The organism is Nocardiopsis sp. NPDC057823 (assembly GCF_042797335.1).
In the GTDB taxonomy this organism is placed as follows: domain Bacteria; phylum Actinomycetota; class Actinomycetes; order Streptosporangiales; family Streptosporangiaceae; genus Nocardiopsis; species Nocardiopsis changdeensis.
Genome location: NZ_JBHVLR010000026.1, coordinates 35,601 through 53,405 on the forward strand (window position 1 = coordinate 35,601; position 17,805 = coordinate 53,405).

The following is a 17,805-nucleotide window of genomic DNA, read 5'->3' on the forward strand; positions in this document are numbered from 1 at the left end:
ACCCCAGGAGCCCCGGCAACCCACCAGAACCCCCACGTGCCGCCGTACGCCGTGAACCCGGGCAACACGGGAACACCGCAGGGCACACCGGCACCGGGCAGCCCGCCGCACCCCACGGCCTCAGACGGCCCCCAAGGCACACCTTCCTCCGGGCACACCCCAGGAGCCCCGGCAACCCACCAGAACCCCCACGTGCCGCCGTACGCCGTGAACCCGGGCAACACGGGAACACCGCAGGGCACACCGGCACCGGGAGGCCCGCTGCACACCGGGGCCGCGGGCGGGCCGCAGGGGGCGCCGGCGTACGGGCACACCACGGGGCACGTGCCGCCGTACGGCGCGGGGACGCAGGGCGTTGCGGTGCCGGGCGTGCCGCCGTACGCCGGGGCTCCGGTCCACGGCGGGCCGTGGCACGGCGGGGGCGTGCCGCCGTACGCGCCGGTGTACGCCGGGCCCCCGCAGTGGGGGCCGCCCGCGCCCCCGCCGCCGAGGCGGCGCGGGCTCGGGGTGCTGGCGGCGTCCGCGGTGGCGGCGACCGTCGCGCTGGCGGCGCTGGCGGCCAGCGTGGTCATCGTGACCACGACGCCGCGGCCCGAGCCGACGCCCACCGGCGAGAACCTCGCCGCCCACTACGACGACCGGCTGTCCGAGCCGCCCGCCCAGGTCGTGATCGACATCGCCGACCACCCCCTGTACGACGCCGCCACCCCCCAGGACGTCGCCTGCGACGTCCCCGAGCTGGACACGGCCTCCGACGACTCCTGGCAGGAGTTCGCCACCGCCACCGGCCACTGCCTTGACGAGCTGTGGGCCCCCGTCTTCGACGACCTCGGCCTGAGCGCGGACACCCCCGAGATCACCGTCACCCGGGAGTCCCCCGACTCCGGCGACGAGGAGGGGTACACCCTGGCCTACTACGAGAGCGACTTCGAGCGCATCACCGTGGTCCTGCCCAACGTCCGCACGCTCGGCGAGCAGATCCCCGCGCAGGCCCACGAGGACGTGTGGATCGCCCTCATGGGCCACGAGTACGGCCACCACGTGCAGTACGTGACCGGCATCCTCGACATCTCCCACGACCTGCGCCGCAAGTCCTCCAGCGAGGAGGAGGAGCTGGACACGCTGCGCCGCACCGAGCTCCAGGCCGAGTGCATGGCCGGGATCGGCCTGCGCGCCATCACCGGCTCCGACGAGCGGTCCCTGCGGTGGGTCAACGAGAACTTCAACGGCGGCGGCGACCTGCCGACCCACGGCACCGCGACCAACCGCGCCCACTGGCTGGAGCAGGGCTGGAGCGACGCCACCGTGGGCGGCTGCAACACCTACGACGCGGCCCCCGGCGAGGTCACCTGATGGCGTCCCGGTAGGCCGCCCAGCCGTGGAGTTTGACCCGTTCGCCGCGGTCCAGCTCCGCTGCGCGGCGGGCCTCGGCGGCGTCGATGCGCAGCCAGGCGCCGTAGTCGCTGCCCTCGACCACCTCCGCGAGGTCCACCAGGTCGGGGGCGGCCGTCAGCAGGGCGGGCGCGTCGTCGAGCAGGGAGCGCACCGTCGCCGCGGCATCGGACTTGTTGGTGCCGATCACGCCCGTGGCGCCCCGTTTGGCCCAGCCCGCCACGTAGTCCCCCGGCACGACGCGGCCCCGGGCGTCGAGCACCCGGCCGTCGCGGTGGGGCACGGTGCGGGCCGCCTCGTCGAAGGGCACGCCCGGGATCGGCACGCCCGCGTAGCCGACGGAGCGCAGCACCATGCCCGCGGGCAGGTCGGCGGTCTCCCCCGTGCCGACCAGGCGCCCGCCGTCCTCGCGGGTGCGCTCCACCCGCACGCCGGTCACCCGGTCCGCGCCCAGGACCTCCAGGGGCCGGGACCAGAAGTGCAGGCGGACGGCGCGCGGGTGCCCCTTGGGCGGCAGGGCGGCGCGCTCGCTCAGCAGGCGCAGGTTGGTGCGGGCGGCGCGGGCGACCTCGCCGCGGATCCCCGTCGGGTCGATGTCGACCTGGGCGGGGTCCACCACGACGTCGACCTCGGGCAGTTCGAGCAGGTCCCGCAGCTCGGGCGCGGTGAACCTGGCCTGGAGCGGGCCGCGCCGGGCCAGCAGGTGGACCGTGCGCACCCGGCTGGCCGCCAGTACCTCCAGGACGGGCTGGGGGATGTCGGTGTGCCGCAGCTCGTCGGCGGTCTTGACGAGGATGCGGGCCACGTCCAGGGCGACGTTCCCCGCGCCCACCACCACGACCTCTTCGCTGTCCAGGACGAACCGGAGCATCTCGCTGTCGGGGTGCCCGCAGTACCAGTTGACGAAGTCGGTGGCGGCGACGCTGCCGGGCAGGTCCTCCCCCGGCACGCCCATGCGCCGGTCCGTGGCGGCCCCGGTGGCGTACACGACGGCGTGGTGGGTGCGGGCCAGGTCGTCCCGGGTGACGTCGGCGCCGAACTCCACACCTCCCGTGAACCGCACGTCGGGGTGCTCCAGGATGCGCCGCAGGGAGCGGGCCACGCCCTTGATCTTGGTGTGGTCGGGGGCCACGCCGTGCCGCACCAGCCCGTACGGGGTGTGCAGGCGGTCGATGACGTCGACGCGGACCGGCACCCTGCGCTGCCGCGTCAGGGAGTCGGCCGTGTACAGTCCGGCCGGTCCGGAGCCGATGACGGCCACCTTGAGCGGTGCGGGTCGTTCCCCGGCGCGGGGATCGTCGGGAGAGGTCATGCCCCCATTCTGGCAGCAGGACCCCTCCCGTCCGGGACGGTCAGGCCGACTTGTCGGCCAGCGCCGGGTCGGCGGCGCCCTCGGTGCGGCGCGAGACCGTCTCGGTGAGCCTGCGCGAGAGCTCCTGCGGGGTCAGGCCCTGCTCCTGGAGGATGGTGTCGCGCTTGGCGTGGTCCAGGAACTCCTGGGCGATGCCGAAGGTGCGCACCGGCACGTCCACGTCGTTGTCGCGCAGCAGGCGGGCCACGGCGTCGCCGACGGCGCCGGTGCGGCCGTTGTCCTCGACCACGGCGACGACGCTGTGCCGGGCGGCCTCGGCGATGAGCGCCTCGTCCAGCGGCTTGACCCACAGCGGGTCGATGACGGTGACGCCGATGCCCTGGTCGGCCATCCGGTCGGCGACCTCGCAGGCCACCTGGGCCATGGTGCCCACGCCCACGATGAGCAGGTCCTCGGAGTGGCCGCCGTCGGCGGCGCGGCGCAGCAGGTCCATGGAGCCGACCTTGCCCAGGGCGGGCAGCTCCTCGGCGACGGCGCCCTTGGGGTAGCGGACGACGGTGGGGGCGTCCTCGACGGCCACGGCCTCGCGCAGCAGGGTGCGCAGGCGCTCGGCGTCGCGGGGCGCGGCCAGGCGCAGGCCGGGGACCACCTGGAGGATGGACATGTCCCACATGCCGTTGTGGCTGGCGCCGTCGTTGCCGGTGACGCCGGCCCGGTCCAGGCAGAAGGTGACGCCCTGGCGGTGCAGGGCGGCGTCCATGAGCACCTGGTCGAAGCAGCGGTTGAGGAAGGTCGCGTACACGGCGACGACCGGGTGCAGCCCGTTCATGGCCATGCCGGTGGCGGCGGTGGCGGCGTGCTGCTCGGCGATGCCGACGTCGAAGATGCGGTCGGGGTAGGCGTCGGCGAACCTGTTCAGGCCTGTGGGGTGGAGCATGGCGGCGGTGATGGCCACCACGTCCTCGCGCTCGGCGCCGATCTCGACCATGGCGTCGGCGAACACCGACGTCCACTTGAGGGCCTTGGAGCCGGGCTTGGCCCGGCCGGTGGCGACGTCGAAGGGGCCGGGGGCGTGGAACTGGTCCTCGTCGTGGTTCTCGGCCGGGGCGTACCCCTTGCCCTTCTGGGTGATGACGTGGACGATCACCGGGCCGCCGAAGTCGCGGGCGCGGCGCAGCGCCTTCTCCAGCGCGGGCTCGTCGTGGCCGTCGATGGGACCGAGGTACTTCAGGCCCAGGTCCTCGAACATCATCTGGGGCTGGATGGCGTCCTTGATGCCCTTCTTGAGGCCGTGCAGGGCCTCGTAGAGGGGCTGGCCGACCACGGGGGTGCGGTTGAGGGTGGTCTTGGCCAGGTCCAGCGCCTGCTCGTAGCCGGGGGCCATGCGCAGGGAGGCGAGGTGGTCGGCGAGGCCGCCCCGGGTCGGGGAGTAGGAGCGCCCGTTGTCGTTGACGACGATGACCAGGCGGCGGTCCTTCTTCTCCGCGATGTTGTTGAGCGCCTCCCAGGCCATGCCGCCGGTGAGGGCGCCGTCGCCGATGACGGCGACGACGGTGCGGTCGCGCACGCCGCGGACCTCGTTGGCCTTGGCCATGCCGTCGGCGTAGGACAGCGCGGTGGAGGCGTGGGAGTTCTCGATGAAGTCGTGCTCGGACTCGGCCCGGGAGGGGTAGCCGGACAGGCCGCCCTCGGACTTGAGGTTGCTGAAGTCGTGCCGGCCGGTGAGGACCTTGTGCGCGTAGGCCTGGTGGCCCGTGTCGAACAGGATGGGGTCCTTGGGGGACTCGAAGACCCGGTGCAGCGCGATCGTGAGCTCGACGACGCCGAGGCTCGGGCCGAGGTGCCCGCCGGTCTGCGAGCAGGACTCGACCAGGAAGTCCCGGACCTCCTGGGCCAGGACCGGGAGCTGATCGGCCGGAAGCCGCTTGAGAGCTTCCGGATTGTGCATCGACTCGAACAGTGTCACTGTCTCGTCAGTCCCCTCGTCCAGCGTGTCGGTTGAGTTTGCCGCACCGGGCCCCTGACATGGGCCGGGTTTGGCTACCGGCAGGTATACATACCCGAGTTTATGGTGCGGCGTCCACGGGTCCCGCCCGGCACCGGGCGTGCCGGTGCGGCGGGGTGCACGGGTCGCGCGTCCCCGGTGGGGCGGGCCTCGAACCGCGGGGACACCGCCCCCCGGCACGGTTTTCGGGGTAGATTACCCGTTCTCGGGGAAGTCTTTGCCGTTCCGCCGCCCCGCCGAGGTTATCCGAGGACCGCCTGGACCAGCAGGGCGACGGCCGAGGCCGCGACCACGGCGAGCATGCCCAGGCGCAGGGGCCCGGGCTCGACCCGGCTGCGCAGGGCGACGCCTGCGGCGAAGCCCAGGGCGACCAGCGGGATCCCCGCCGCCCCGACCACCACCGTGCGGGTGTCGAGCTGCCCGCCGATCCCCAGCGCTGTCAGGGAGAGGGCGCCGCCGAACAGGAAGAACGCGGCCAGGGTGGCGCGCACCCGGGCGGGCTCCTCGTACTGGTAGAGCAGGGCCATGGGCGGCCCGCCGATGGACGTGGCGGTGCCCGCGAACCCGGACAGGGCCCCCGCGGCGACCAGGGAGACCGGGGTGATGCGCACCCGGAAGGACCGCAGGGACAGGGCGACGGCGATGAGCACCATGGCGCCGACCGCCCCGGCCAGCGCCCGGGGCGGCAGGGCCGCGACCACCCACACCCCCAGGACCGTTCCCGGCAGGCGGGCGGGCAGGCCCCAGGCGATGCCCCGCCAGTCGACGTGCTCGCGCTCCTGGATCAGGGTCAGGGCCGGCAGGACGATGACGGCGACCAGGAGCGCCCCCGGCACGAGGGTGGGGTCGAGCAGGGACAGGACGGGGGCGCCGACCAGCCCCAGGCCCAGGCCGACGGTGCTCTGCACCACGGCCCCGACGACGATGGCGAGCGCGGCGACGACGGCGAAGGTCCAGATGTCGCCCGCCGGGAGCACCCCGTGTCCGGAGGGCGAGAAGAATTCCGAGAGCACGGGGTGCGACGTTACATCCGCACCTTCCCGGTCGGGTTCGGGAGGTAGGGACATGGGATGTACCCCTCCCCCGGCCCGCCTGTACGGGGCCGCCGACGCGGTCCGCCTCCCGCGGGCCCCCGCGGACACCGCGCCCGCGGGGGCGGCGGGGTCAGCGGGGGCGGCCGCCCGCGAACGCGGGCCGGGACACCCCGTCGATGTACTCCAGGGCCCGCTCCGGGTGCAGGAACCACTCGATGAGCCCGGTCGGGTCGGCGAAGGAGTTCGCGAACCGGTCGGCGGTCTCCTGGTGGCGGGCCGCCAGCCGGTACAGCTCCCACACGTGCGGCGGCCCCGAGAGCATCACCCGGCTCCACGCGGTGACCTGGCGCGCCCGCCGCCAGTACTCGGCGAACGCCCCGCGCATGAAGTGCTCGTCGAAGGGGCGCGTCCCGTGGTCGACGATGGCGCGCCGGTAGACGTCGGCGGCCAGCGAGGCCATGTTGGCGCCCTGGGAGGTGATGGGGTCGTTGGCGACCACGGTGTCGGCCATGCCCAGGACCGGCGCGCCCCCTCCGGGGCGGGCGACGGGCTCGCGGACCGCGGGCGCGTACCCGCCGGTGAGGGCGGCCATGGGGTCGGCCGGGCGGGCCCCGGCGAACCGCTCGTACTCCCAGGGCGCGTGGCGGCGCACCACGCGCAGCAGGTGCTCCAGGACGTCCCCGGCGTGGGCGGTGGCGGGCAGCGGGCGGTCCAGGGGACCCCCGGGCACCGCCTCGACCATGAGCGCGTCACAGGGGCCGTTCAGGGACAGCACGGGCAGGCTGAACACCTCGCCCGCGCCCGGGACGGCGGTGCGGGAGAGCGCCGGGCCGTCGGGGTGGGGGGCGGCCCCCGAGGCGTAGACCAGGGCCAGCGAACGCTGGGGGGCGTCGTGCGGGGAGCGGGCGGTGTCCCGGGGGAAGACCTCGGCGAGGCCGCCGCGGCCCGTGGCCACCACGACCAGCTCGTACTCGGCGGCGAGCGCGGACAGCTCGGTCGGGTGCACCCGGTGGCGGACCAGGCGGCCGCCGCCCTGGACGAAGAGGTCCAGCCAGGCGGAGAGCTTGAGGCGCTGGTCGACGGAGCGGGCGGGCTCGTCCAGGCGCCCGAGCCAGGACGGCCCCGGCACGCCTCCCTCCTGGGGGGCGACGCGCAGGCCGACGCCGAGGATCCGCGGGGCCCGGTCCTCCCAGAGGGAGAGGCCGTGCCGCCGCTCGCGGCGCAGGGCGGGCCCGAAGAGGCACTGGGTCGAGGTGATGCGGCCCGCGCGGATCTCCCCGGGGCCGTCGGGGCCGACCAGGGTGACGTCGTAGTCCTCGGCCAGCAGGCCGAGGGCGAGCTGCAGGCCGGACTGCCCGGTGCCGACGACGAGGATTCTGCGCATGTGCCTTGCTCCGTGGTTCGGGCCCGCGCGGGGCCCGGACGGTTCCGGGGCACGACGAGGAGGGGGCGTACACGTGGCGGTCCGTGTGCGACCCCGGGCGGGCGGTGGTTTCGCGGCGAACCTAGCAGCGCGCCCGCGGGCCCGTCGGGCACCCCCGCCGACCGGGACCTTCGCCCCTGCGCGCCCGGGACCTCCGGCCGTGCCGGGCCTCCGGGGGGCCGGAAGGCGTCCGCGGTCCCGCGCCGGCGGCCCCGGACGGGCGTCCGCGCAGCTCACCGCCGTGGCGCACCGCTCCCGCCCCGTCCGCCGCCGGACCGGCACGCCCTCCGCCCGCCTCCACGCCGGCTCCGCCCCCGCGCCCGCCGGGCCGCCCCGCGCACCCTCCGCCCGAAGCGACGCACATCACAGGCGGGCCGGCCCGCGGCCTCCTCCCCGGGACGGCCGGGTCGGGCACGCGAAGGGCCCCGGTCCGGCTACCGGGGCCGGACCGGGGCTCGGAGGCGGCGGGGAGTGAGCGCCGCCTCCTTCCCGGGAGAGGGTCTGGGTACCGCGGGTGTCAGGCGCCTCCCCTGGCGTTGGTCTTGCGACCGTTGCGGGAGACGGCGTCGATGATGACCGCGATGAGCAGGACGGCCGCGGTGATCATGAAGCGCACCGAGGTGTCCATCTGGAGCAGCAGCAGGCCGGAGGTGATGGCGCCCAGGACCAGGCCGCCCAGCAGCGCCGAGTAGGCGTTGCCGCGGCCGCCGAAGAGGCTGGTGCCGCCGATGACCGCGGCGGCGATCGCCATCATGAGCTCGGCGCCGCTGCCGGTGGACACGCTCGCCGCGAAGTTGCGGGAGACCAGCATGATGCCGCCCAGCGCCGCCAGGGTGGAGGCGATGCCGAACACCGAGATGCGGATCAGGTCGACGTTGATGCCGGCGCGGCGGGCCGCCTCGGCGTTGCCGCCGACCGCGTACACCATGCGGCCGTAGCGGGTCTTGCGCAGGACCAGGTCCAGGACGACCACGAAGCCCACGAAGATCAGGAAGGCCAGCGGCACGCCCTTGTACTGGTTGAGCACCCACACCCCGCCCAGGATCGGCAGGGCCAGCAGTGCGGCGCGGAACGCGATCTCGCTCATCGGCTTGTAGGGCAGGCCGGCCAGGCGGCGCCGCCGCTCGACCACGGCCACCGACACGACGTACAGGCCCACCGCGATGGCCGCGATGGCCCAGCCCACGAACGGCACGAAGTAGGTCTGGGTGAGCATCGCGATCGCCCCGTTGGGGCTGATGTTGATGGTGCCGTCGGCGCCCATCAGGTACAGGTGCACGCCCTGCCAGCCCAGCAGGCCCGCCAGGGTGACCACGAACGCCGGCACCCCGACCTTGGCGAAGACCGTGCCGTGGATCAGCCCGATGACCAGGCCGACGCCGACCGCGGCGGCGATGGCCCCCCATTCGGGGACGCCCTGTTTGACCGCCAGGACCGCCAGGACGGCCGCGGACAGGCCGGCCACCGAGCCGATGGACAGGTCGATCTCGCCCAGCAGCAGGACCATGATGACGCCCGTGGTCATCAGGCCGATGGCGGCGATCTGCAGGGTCAGGTTGGACAGGTTCTGCGGCGACAGGAAGCGATCGTTCATCGACTGGAAGACGACGGCGATCAGCAGCAGCCCCACGATGACGGGGATGGGTCCCAGTTCACCGCTGCGCAGGTTGCGGCGCAGGGCCTGGAGCCAGCCCTTGGGCGAGGCGACCGTGGTCAGCAGCCGGGGGTCGCGTGCGGGCTCGCCCGAGGCGGCCGCACCCTCTCCGGGTGCCTTGGAAACCGGGGTCTGCTGGGTCATCACTTGTCCTCCGTGGCCAGGGCCGAGGAACCGGTGCGCTGCGTGCGGCGGCTCACCGGGTTGTCGGCTGCACCGGTGATGGCGGCCACGATCTCCTCGTAGCTGGTCTCCGCGATGGGGAAGTCGCCGGCGTTGCGGCCCAGCCGCAGCACCACGGCGCGGTCGGCGACCGCGCGGACGTCGGCCATGTTGTGGCTGATCAGGACGACGCCGTGGCCCTGGTCGCGCAGGCGCTCGATGAGGTCGAGGACCTGGGCGGTCTGGGCGACGCCCAGGGCGGCGGTGGGCTCGTCGAGCATCACCACGCGGGGCTGGCCCAGCAGGGAGCGGGCGATGGCGATGATCTGGCGCTGGCCGCCGGAGAGGGAGGCCACCGGCACGCGCAGGCTGGGGATGCGCACCGACAGGGAGTCGAGGAGCTCCCGGGCCCGGCTCTCCATCTCGACCTCGTCGAGGGTGCCGGGGAAGTGGAGCTTCTCGTTGCCCAGGAAGAGGTTGGCGACGATGTCCAGGTTGTCGCACAAGGCGAGGTCCTGGTAGATGGTCGCGATGCCCAGGCGCTGGGAGTCGGCGGGGGCCCCGATGGAGACCGGTCGGCCGTCCCAGCGGATCACGCCGCCGCTGTCGGCGGGGTGGGCTCCGGAGATGACCTTGACCAGCGTGGATTTACCGGCGCCGTTGTCCCCCAGGAGGGCGACGACCTCGCCCTCGGCGACGTGGAAGTCCACGTCGCTGAGCGCGCGGACCGCCCCGAAGGTCTTGGAGATCCCGGACAGTTCCAGGACTGGTGTACTCATGCGTTCGTTATCTCTTCTCTCGTCCCGGGCCGGTGCGGGCGGGCGGCGGGGGCCCGCCCGCACCGTCGGGGCGTCGCACCGTGCCTAGAGGGCTTCCTGGCAGAAGTCGGTGTCGGCGTAGTCGTCGGTGCAGATCTCCTCGATGGAGTAGATCCCGTCCGAGACCACGGTGTCACCGACGTTCTCCTCGGTGACCGCGATCGGCTCGAGCAGGACGGAGGGGACCGTCTCGCCGTTGGCGTCCTCGACGTCGACGAGGTTGTACTCGCCGAGCTCGGGGTCGGTGCCGGTGGCCAGGGCGACGGCCATGGCGGCGGCGACCTGCGCCTCGGGCTGGATGGCCTTGTAGACCGTCATGTACTGCTCGCCGGCGATGATGCGCTGGATGCCGGCGAGTTCGGCGTCCTGGCCGGTGACCGGCGGCAGGTCGTCGACGTCCACGCCGGCGCTGCGCAGCGCGGCGATGATGCCCGAGGCCATGCCGTCGTTGGCGGAGTAGACGCCGACGATCTCATCGACGCCCAGGGCGGTGATGGCGCCCTCCATCTGGCTGTTGGCCTGGTCCGGGGACCAGTCCGGGGTGTCGAACTCCTGGCCGATCTCGACCTGTCCGTCGAAGATCTCGTGGGCGCCGGCCTTGAAGTCGGCGGCGTTGGGGTCGGTGGGCGAGCCGTTGATCATGACGATCTGGCCCTCGCCGGCGGTGCCGCGCTCCTCCAGGGCCTCGATCAGGGCCTCGGCCTGGACCTGGCCGACGCGGTGGTTGTCGAAGGAGACGTACATGTCCACGCCGCCCTGGGCGAGGCGGTCGTAGGCGACCACGGGGACCCCCTGGGCCTGGGCCTCGCTGACGGTGCCGGCCGCGGCCGCGGAGTCGACCGCGTCCAGGACCAGGACGTCCACCCCTTCGGTGAGCATGGCCTGGGCCTGGGTCTGCTGCTCGTCGACGTCCTGGTCGGCGTTGGCGTAGGACAGCTCGCAGTTGGGGCACAGCTCGGCGAGCGCTTCTTCGAAGAAGGGCTTGTCGAACGCCTCGTAGCGGGCGGTCTGGAGCTCGGGCAGGAGGAGGCCGACGTGGAAGCCCTCCTCGATGCTGTGGGTCTCCCTCTCGGCGTCCTCGCCCGAGGTGGTGAGCGAACCACAACCGGAGACGAGAAGGGTGAGGGCGGCGCCGGCGGCGGCGAAGCCTCCGGCGACCTTGCGCTGGTGTGCGGTGCGTGTACTCAACGCTGCACCTTTCTGACGTGCGGGGGACGGATGTGAACTCGCGAGTGATGTTGTGAAGTAGACCCCTCCGCAGGCTTGTCGTCAACTCCTGAACACATAACTGAAACATCACGGACTTTGCGTTCAGCAGTTAAAATCAAAGAAACCGCAGGTCAGGGCGTATTCGTGAAGAAGGGCGCCCCTCCAGCATGCGCGGAAGGAACACGGACGACCACGTACGGGCAACACAAAGCTTCACCACGGAAAGGTCAAGGAGAGGCCCGTGGGCACTCTGCGTGGCTCAGTGGATGCTCTGCGCCGCCATGCGCAGGGCCCCGTACAGGGAGGCGTCGCGTCCCAGCGCGCTGGGCAGCAGCTCCAGCCGGGACAGGGCGCTGCCCAGCGCCCCCAGTTCCATGGCCCGCCGCATCGGGTCGAGCAGCAGCTCGCCGGCCTCGGCCAGGTCGCCGCCGACGATCACCCGGTCGGGGTTGAACAGGTTGGCCATGATCGCCACGCCCTGGCCCAGCGCCGTGCCCGCCTCCGCGAGGATGCGCCGGCACCCCGGGTCGCCCGAGCGGGCGGCGCCCACCAGGTCCTCCACCGCCGCCGGTCCGGGGCCGTGGGAGACATAGGTGTTCTGCGGCAGCATGTCCAGCAGGTACCCGGCCCCCACGAACGTCTCCAGGCACCCCCGGTTGCCGCAGCGGCACACCTGGCCGCGCGGGTCCAGCGCGATGTGCCCGACCTCGCCCGCGGTACCGCCCGCCCCGCGGAACAGTCCGCCCGAGACGATGATGCCCGCGCCCACCCCGTCGCCGATGACCAGGTGGATGAGGTGCTCGGCGCCCTGGCCCGCGCCCCGGTGGAGCTCGGCCAGGACCGCGAGGTTGGCGTCGTTCTCCGCGATGACCGGGACGCCCAGCCGCTCGCCCAGCGCCTCGGCCGGCCGGAAGCCCGCCCAGCGGGGCAGGCAGGAGATGCCGCCGACCTCGCCGCCGTGCGGGTCGATCGGCCCCGGCACCGACGCCACCACCGAGCCCACCGTGGACAGGTCGATGCGGGCCCGCAGCAGGGTGGTCTCGGCCAGCCACGAGGCCCGGCGCACCCCGCGGTCGGGGTCGGCGGCCACGTCGTAGTCGATCTCCTCGCGGGCCAGCATGTTGCCCTCGCTGTCGCCGACGGCGACCGTGACCCGCTCGGGGGCGAAGTCGACCGCCACCACCGTCCCCGGCGGGCGCACCAGGGTGACCGCGCGGGCCCGGCGGCCGTTGGAGGAGGTGTCGTGGACCGCGACCGTGCCCGCGGCGCGCAGGCCGCGCACGATGTTGGAGACGCTCGCGGCGGACAGGCCGGTGGCCCGGGCCAGCTCGGCCTGGGTGCGGGTGCCCTCGCGGCGCAGGACGTCCACGACCCGCTGCTCGTTGGCCTGCCGGAGGGCGGACTGGGACCCCGGCGTCACTGCGGTGTCGGTCACCGGGCGTCCCTTCCGGTCGGTCGCGGCACGGTCCGACCGTGCCTTCTGTGTCGAATGCTACAAGGATTGAACGCAAGCGGAAACCGCCCACCCGCGCACGTTAGGGTCCGAACGTGACCGCTCTGTATGTGGAGACCGACCGGGCCGGCTGGGACGACCGGCTGGCCGCGGCCGTCCCCGGCGACCGCGGGCGCGTGCGCGTCGTCACCGTGGAGGGGCGCTCCGGGTCGGGCAAGAGCACGGTGGCGGAGCGGCTGCGTGCGGCGCTGGCGGCACGGGACACCGCGGTCGCCGTGCTGCCGATGGACGACCTGTACCCGGGGTGGCACGGACTCGCGCGGGCACCGGAGCTGCTGGTGGAGTGGGTGCTGGAGCCGCTGGCCCGCGGGGGCGCGGCGCGCTGGCGGCGCTACGACTGGGCGCGCGGCCGGTTCTCCCGGGAGGAGTACTCGCTGCCGGGGCCGGTGGCGGCGGGCGGGGTCCTGGTGGTGGAGGGGTGCGGCTCCGGGGCTCGGATCGTGCGCCCCCGTGTGGACCTGTCGGTGTGGGTGGACGCGCCCGACGCGGTGCGCGCCCGGCGGCTGGACGCGCGCGGGGACGCCGGGCTGTACGCCCCCTTCCGGCGGGTCTGGGCCGATCAGGAGGCGGTGTTCTACGCGGCCGAGCGCCCCCGGGAGCACGCCGACGCCGTCGTCGGCAACACGCGGGGGACGGACCTCACCACACCTCGGCCCTGACCGGGGCGACGAACGCGGTGAGCCGCTCCAGCACGTCGGGGTCGGCCAGGATGCGGTTGTGCCCGAGGCCGACCGTGCCGACCATCCTGGCCCCCGCCCCCATCGCAGCGAGGATCCGCACGGACTCGGCGTGGGGGATCAGCGGGTCGTCGACGTCGTGGAACAGCAGCACCGGCACGTCCAGGGCGTCGGCGTCGCGGACGGTGGCGTAGCGCTTCCACAGGTCCCGGTCCCCGTCGAAGAGGTCGTCCTCGATGGCGCGGCGCAGTGCCCGGTTCACCCGCGGGCCCCAGCCGTGGGCGGCCACGAAGCCGTCGACGGTGCCCTCGAAGTCGGCCATCGCCGACAGCAGGGCCAGCCGGTCGGTCCGGATCCCCTCGCGCACCAGGTGGGTGGCGAACAGCGCGCCCAGGGAGTGGCCGATCACGGCCGCGAAGTCGCCGTGCCGCTCCTGGAGCAGGCGTGCGACGGCCAGCGCGTCCAGGACGGTCCCGGCGGGGCCGCCGGTGGCGCCGTGCCCGGGGGCGTCCCAGGAGACGACGGTGTGCCCGCGGGCGGTGAGGGCGCGCACCAGCGGGGCGAGGCGGGCGGCGCGCGAGCCCCAGCCGTGGACCAGCAGGACGGGGCGCGCGCCCTCGCCCCACGTGTAGGCGGCGACCCGCCACCCCCGGTGGCCGAGGTGGTCGACGCGGGCGCGTTCGTGCACGTCGCGGTCGCGGTCGACCGCGGAGGTGTCGCCCGGGTCGGTCCACAGGCGCAGGGCCCGCCGGCCGGCCACACGCGGCGCGGTGACGGCCAGGACCTCCAGGTCGATCGGATGGGGGGCGGTGGTCACGGTGGTCTCCTTCTCGGGTTCGCCGGGGGTCATGCGGTGCCGGTCCGGTCCCCGGGGGCGGGCACGGGCAGGTCGGCGCCTTGGACGAAGGAGGTGATGGCGTCCAGGTGCTCCCGTTCGAAGAGGGCTCCGCTGTGGCCCAGGCCGGTGGTGGCGATCATCCGCCCCCGCCCGCCGAGGTGTTCGAGGGTGCGCAGGGAGTGCGCGAAGGGCACGACCTCGTCGGTGTCGTCGTGCAGCAGGAGGAACGGCTGCTCCAGGGTGTCGATCCGGTGGGTGGTGGAGAAGCGTTCCCACACCGTCGGGTCGGCGTCGAAGTAGTGGCGCTCCACGTCCGCGCGCAGTGCGGCCAGGGCGCGGGGCCCCATCCCCAGGGCGTCGGTGAACGCGGTGAGGAGGAAGCCGAAGTCCGACACCCCGGCGAGGAGGACCGCCCGGTCGGCCTCGACGCCCTCGCGCAGGGCGTGGACGGCGAAGGGCGCTCCCATGGAGTGGGCGACGACGGCGTGGAAGCGGCCGTACCGCTCCTGGAGGAGGCGCTGGATCCGCAGCGCGTCGAGGATGGTGCCCACCGGTCCGCCGGTCGCCCCGTGGCCGGGGGCGTCCCAGGACACCGGGCCGTAGCCGAGGTCGACCAGGCGGCGGACGAGGGGGGCGAAGCGTGCGGCGCGCGAGCGCCAGCCGTGGACGAGCAGCACCGGGCGGGCGGTGTCGCCCCAGGCGTAGGCGGCCACGTCCCAGCGGCCGACGCGGACCGTCGCGGTGTCGGCCGCCTCGTGCAGGTCCCGGTCCCGGTCGGGGACGGCCCGGGGCGGGGGCGGGGAGGCCCACAGCCGTCTGGACAGCGACCCGGCCAGGCGCGGGGCGGGCAGCGCCAGTGCGTTGACGGCGGCACCGAGCAGGGGAAGCGGTTCGAACGCGCCCATGGGTCTCCTTCTTCACAAACTATACGAACGATCGTATTATTTGTTTGCGAGAGGTCAGGCGTCAAGTAGCGGCTATGGTGTCCTGACGACCGACCTGTCGTTCGGACGAGGGCCACCCGGCGGGGGTGGTGCGGGAGGTGCGCATGACGACCCGGACCGACGGCCGCGTGCAGCGGGGCGACCAGACCCGGCGCGCCGTGCTGCGCCGCGCGGTGGACATCGCCTCGGTGGAGGGGCTGGAGGGGCTCTCCCTGGGCCGCCTGGCCAAGGAGCTCCAGGTCAGCAAGAGCGGGGTGTTCGCCCACTTCGGCTCCAAGGAGGAGCTCCAACTGGCCGCGATCCGCGCCGGTCGCCGCATCTTCGCCGACCACGTGGTGGACGGAGCCCTGGAGGTCCGGCCCGGGCTGTCCCGCCTGTGGCGCCTGTTCGAGAACTGGGCCGTCTACTCGCAGGGGCGGGTGTTCCCGGGCGGCTGCTTCTTCTACACCGTCAACGCCGAGTTCGAGTCGCGTCCCGGCCGGGTGCGCGACGCCCTGGTGGCGACCCGCCGCGAGTGGCGCGACCTGCTCACCCGCAGCGCCGCCGACGCCGTGCAGCTGGGCGAGCTGTCCCCCGGCACCGACGTGGAGCTGCTGGTGTTCGAGCTGGCCTCGTTCCTGGAGACCGCCAACTCCGACTCCCTGCTGGAGGACGACCTGGAGCGCCCCTACAGGCTGGCGCGCGCCGCCGTCGTCGCCCGCCTGTCGGCCCTGGCCGCGCCGGACGCCCCCCGCCCCTGGGAAGCCGAGGACTGAGCGCCCCTCACCGCCGGGGCGGGGCCGCGGCCAGCGCCCCGGCCTTCTCCAGGTCGGCGCGCATGGTGTGCAGTTCCCGCACCAGGGCGGCCTGGTCCTCCTCCAGCCCCCGCAGCCGTTCCCGGAGCCTTCGGCGCCGCTCGCCGTTCCCGACGCGGACGCGGGCCTGGATGTGGGCGAACACCACGAACAGGGGGGAGAGCAGGCCGACCATGAGGCAGAGCCCGACGAACCCGGCCCACCCGGAGCCGCTCCCCTCCGTCATCCCCGGCAGCACCACGAAGGCGAGCACCAGGCAGGCGAGCGCCGTCCCGCCCAGCCGGACCAGGCGGCTGGACGTCTTGTCGTAGAACGCCAGGTCGCCCCGGAGGGTCCGCAGCTCCTGTTCCCGCTCCGCCCCGTGCCGTTCCCGTTGCTCCCGCCGCCGGACCAGCTCGCCGATCAGGGGCAGCGCGCCGTGGACCACGGCCGCGCACCCGGCCCGCGCCGCCCCCTCGGAGGCGTCCACCCGCTTCCACAGCGCGTCGATCCACTGCGCGGCCGCGGTGCCCGGGGGCGCGGCCGGGCGGCGCACGCGCCCGGGGTCGAGCACGAACGCCAGCAGCAGGGCCGGGTCCGCTGCCGCGTGCCGCCCGTCCTTCCAGCCGTCGAGCTGTTCGGCCAGCTCCTCCCCGAACGCGGCGGCGGCGCGCGCCGCCGCCTCGAGTTCGGCGGCCGGCGCGGCCAGGCCGCGCGCCGCCTCGCCGTGGTGCAGCGACAGCTGGCGCAGTATCCCCGGGCGGGCCAGGCCGCCGGCCTCCGCGGGCGCGGCGGGCGACGCGCCGGCGAAGAAGGACCGCAGGGTGTCGGGTGAGACGTCGTGGCCGCGGAAGCGCGGGGGCAGGTCCGGGCGGGTCTGGGCCACGAAGGTCGCCACGGCCAGGTCGGCGTCGGTCCGCCGGGTGCGGAACAGCGCGCGGTCCACGGTCGTGTCCCGCAGGTCGTCCGTGATCCAGGTGCCCAGGGCCGCCCTGGCGTCCGGGTCCTCGAAGACCGCCGCCGCCTGCGCCCACTGCTCCTGCATCGCGGCGGCCAGGTCGCCGGGCCGGGTGTACCGGACGCCCGCGAAGTGGTACGGCGGCGCCTCCCCCGGGGGCGGCGGGGTGTGCGGGACCGGAGCGGGCGCCGGGGCCGCCGCGGTGTAGGCCAGGGTGGGCGGCAGGGGCCCCTCCCCCGGGTCGACCACCGTGGGCTCGGGCGCCTCCACCAGGGGCGCGCCGGTGATGAGGTGGTCCACCAGGGTGCGCGCGTCCGGGCGGCGGCGGGGGTCCCTGTCCAGGCAGGTCCGCACCGTCCCGCGCAGCTCCTCGGGCACGCCGTCCAGGTCGGGCTCGCCCGACAGGACCCGCGCGATGCGGGAGGCCCGGGTGGGGCCGGGGAACGCCTCGCGCCCGGTGGCCGCGTGGACCATGACCGCGCCCCAGGAGAACACGTCCACGGCCGAGGTGAGACGGGCGCCCTCCAACTGCTCCGGGGCCATGTACCCGACGGTCCCGATGATGCCGCTGGCGGTCACCGAGGTCGCCTCCACCGCGCGGGCGATGCCGAAGTCGATCACCCGCGGCCCGTCCGCCGCCAGCATGATGTTCTCCGGCTTCAGGTCCCGGTGCACCACACCGGCGGCGTGGATCGCGGCCAGCGCCGTGGCGGTGTTGACCGCCAGCCGCTGCAGCTCCGCCCCTCGGCGCGGCCCCTCCTCGGCGACCGCCCTGTGGAGGGTGGGGCCGTCGATGAACTCGGTGGCGATCCACGGCTGCTCCGCCCCGGGGTCGGCGTCCAGGATCGCCGCGATACAGAACCCGCTCACCCGCCGCGCCTGCTCCACCTCCGCCGCGAACCGGCGGCGCATCTCGGCGTCGCCCGCCCAGGAGGCGTGCAGCACCTTCACCGCGGCCCGGCTCCCGTCCCGGGCCTCTCCGAGGAACACCTCGCCGAAACCGCCGCGGCCGAGCGAGCGCACCAGGCGGTAGCCGCCCACGGTGGAACCGTCCGTCTCCCAGGTCTCGTGCACGCCGTACCTTCCTGGTCTG

14 protein-coding genes are annotated in these 17,805 nt (G+C 74.5%); 3 read left to right on the plus strand and 11 right to left on the minus strand.

The window, feature by feature from the left end; all coding sequences use genetic code 11:
* The first annotated feature begins 192 nt into the window (after positions 1–192).
* Positions 193–1,353 (plus strand): neutral zinc metallopeptidase, encoded by a 1,161-nt coding sequence (locus ACFVNO_RS28790; protein WP_378897255.1) that lies wholly within the window; start codon positions 193–195, stop codon positions 1,351–1,353.
* Here ACFVNO_RS28790 and ACFVNO_RS28795 read toward each other — a convergent pair.
* The 8 genes from ACFVNO_RS28795 to ACFVNO_RS28830 all read right to left on the minus strand — a co-directional run bounded on the left by ACFVNO_RS28795 (position 1,346) and on the right by ACFVNO_RS28830 (position 12,444).
* Positions 1,346–2,704, minus strand: coding sequence for an FAD-dependent oxidoreductase (locus ACFVNO_RS28795; RefSeq protein ID WP_378897258.1), 1,359 nt, complete (start codon positions 2,702–2,704; stop codon positions 1,346–1,348). The two genes, ACFVNO_RS28790 and ACFVNO_RS28795, sit on opposite strands and share 8 nt — an antisense overlap.
* 40 nt (positions 2,705–2,744) lie before the next feature.
* On the minus strand, positions 2,745–4,670 hold the full coding sequence (gene dxs / locus ACFVNO_RS28800) for a 1-deoxy-D-xylulose-5-phosphate synthase (RefSeq protein WP_355266106.1): 1,926 nt from the start codon (positions 4,668–4,670) through the stop codon (positions 2,745–2,747).
* A 281-nt stretch (positions 4,671–4,951) separates the two neighbouring features.
* Positions 4,952–5,722, minus strand: a complete 771-nt coding sequence (locus tag ACFVNO_RS28805) for a TSUP family transporter (RefSeq protein ID WP_370634468.1) — start codon at positions 5,720–5,722, stop codon at positions 4,952–4,954.
* A 151-nt stretch (positions 5,723–5,873) separates the two neighbouring features.
* On the minus strand, positions 5,874–7,127 hold the full coding sequence (locus tag ACFVNO_RS28810) for a styrene monooxygenase/indole monooxygenase family protein (RefSeq protein ID WP_378897261.1): 1,254 nt from the start codon (positions 7,125–7,127) through the stop codon (positions 5,874–5,876).
* 556 nt (positions 7,128–7,683) lie between these two features.
* Positions 7,684–8,964 (minus strand): sugar ABC transporter permease, encoded by a 1,281-nt coding sequence (locus ACFVNO_RS28815; protein ID WP_378897264.1) that lies wholly within the window; start codon positions 8,962–8,964, stop codon positions 7,684–7,686.
* On the minus strand, positions 8,964–9,761 hold the full coding sequence (locus tag ACFVNO_RS28820) for an ATP-binding cassette domain-containing protein (RefSeq protein ID WP_220560207.1): 798 nt from the start codon (positions 9,759–9,761) through the stop codon (positions 8,964–8,966). Before ACFVNO_RS28820 ends, ACFVNO_RS28815 begins: the two co-directional genes overlap by 1 nt.
* A gap of 84 nt (positions 9,762–9,845) precedes the next feature.
* Entirely contained in the window at positions 9,846–10,988 is a 1,143-nt protein-coding gene (locus ACFVNO_RS28825; RefSeq protein ID WP_355266118.1) for a sugar ABC transporter substrate-binding protein, read from the minus strand.
* A gap of 280 nt (positions 10,989–11,268) precedes the next feature.
* Entirely contained in the window at positions 11,269–12,444 is a 1,176-nt protein-coding gene (locus tag ACFVNO_RS28830) for an ROK family transcriptional regulator (protein WP_220560205.1), read from the minus strand.
* Positions 12,445–12,557: 113 nt separating this feature from the next.
* Between ACFVNO_RS28830 and ACFVNO_RS28835 the strand changes: the two genes are divergently transcribed.
* Positions 12,558–13,181, plus strand: a complete 624-nt coding sequence (locus tag ACFVNO_RS28835) for an AAA family ATPase (RefSeq protein ID WP_378897269.1) — start codon at positions 12,558–12,560, stop codon at positions 13,179–13,181.
* Here ACFVNO_RS28835 and ACFVNO_RS28840 read toward each other — a convergent pair.
* Together ACFVNO_RS28840 and ACFVNO_RS28845 are read right to left on the minus strand one after the other, a co-directional pair.
* A complete protein-coding gene (locus tag ACFVNO_RS28840; RefSeq protein ID WP_355266122.1) occupies positions 13,162–14,016 on the minus strand; it encodes an alpha/beta fold hydrolase in 855 nt (284 codons plus the stop codon). The genes ACFVNO_RS28835 and ACFVNO_RS28840 overlap by 20 nt on opposite strands.
* 29 nt (positions 14,017–14,045) lie before the next feature.
* Positions 14,046–14,942 (minus strand): alpha/beta fold hydrolase, encoded by an 897-nt coding sequence (locus ACFVNO_RS28845; protein ID WP_355266125.1) that lies wholly within the window; start codon positions 14,940–14,942, stop codon positions 14,046–14,048.
* 143 nt (positions 14,943–15,085) lie between these two features.
* Between ACFVNO_RS28845 and ACFVNO_RS28850 the strand changes: the two genes are divergently transcribed.
* On the plus strand, positions 15,086–15,736 hold the full coding sequence (locus tag ACFVNO_RS28850; RefSeq protein ID WP_355266128.1) for a TetR/AcrR family transcriptional regulator: 651 nt from the start codon (positions 15,086–15,088) through the stop codon (positions 15,734–15,736).
* A gap of 7 nt (positions 15,737–15,743) precedes the next feature.
* On the opposite strand, the gene ACFVNO_RS28855 is transcribed toward ACFVNO_RS28850, so the two are convergent.
* On the minus strand, positions 15,744–17,786 hold the full coding sequence (locus ACFVNO_RS28855; RefSeq protein ID WP_378897274.1) for a serine/threonine-protein kinase: 2,043 nt from the start codon (positions 17,784–17,786) through the stop codon (positions 15,744–15,746).
* Positions 17,787–17,805 lie beyond the last annotated feature (19 nt).

Excerpts from the sequence above, each read along its gene's own strand:
- ACFVNO_RS28795 (WP_378897258.1), bottom strand. The coding sequence starts at position 2,704 with ATGACCTCTCCCGACGATCCCCGCGCCGGGGAACGACCCGCACCGCTC.
- ACFVNO_RS28810 (WP_378897261.1), bottom strand. The coding sequence starts at position 7,127 with ATGCGCAGAATCCTCGTCGTCGGCACCGGGCAGTCCGGCCTGCAGCTC.
- ACFVNO_RS28815 (WP_378897264.1), bottom strand. The coding sequence starts at position 8,964 with ATGACCCAGCAGACCCCGGTTTCCAAGGCACCCGGAGAGGGTGCGGCC.
- ACFVNO_RS28820 (WP_220560207.1), bottom strand. The coding sequence starts at position 9,761 with ATGAGTACACCAGTCCTGGAACTGTCCGGGATCTCCAAGACCTTCGGG.
- ACFVNO_RS28845 (WP_355266125.1), bottom strand. The coding sequence starts at position 14,942 with ATGGGCGCGTTCGAACCGCTTCCCCTGCTCGGTGCCGCCGTCAACGCA.
- ACFVNO_RS28850 (WP_355266128.1), top strand. The coding sequence starts at position 15,086 with ATGACGACCCGGACCGACGGCCGCGTGCAGCGGGGCGACCAGACCCGG.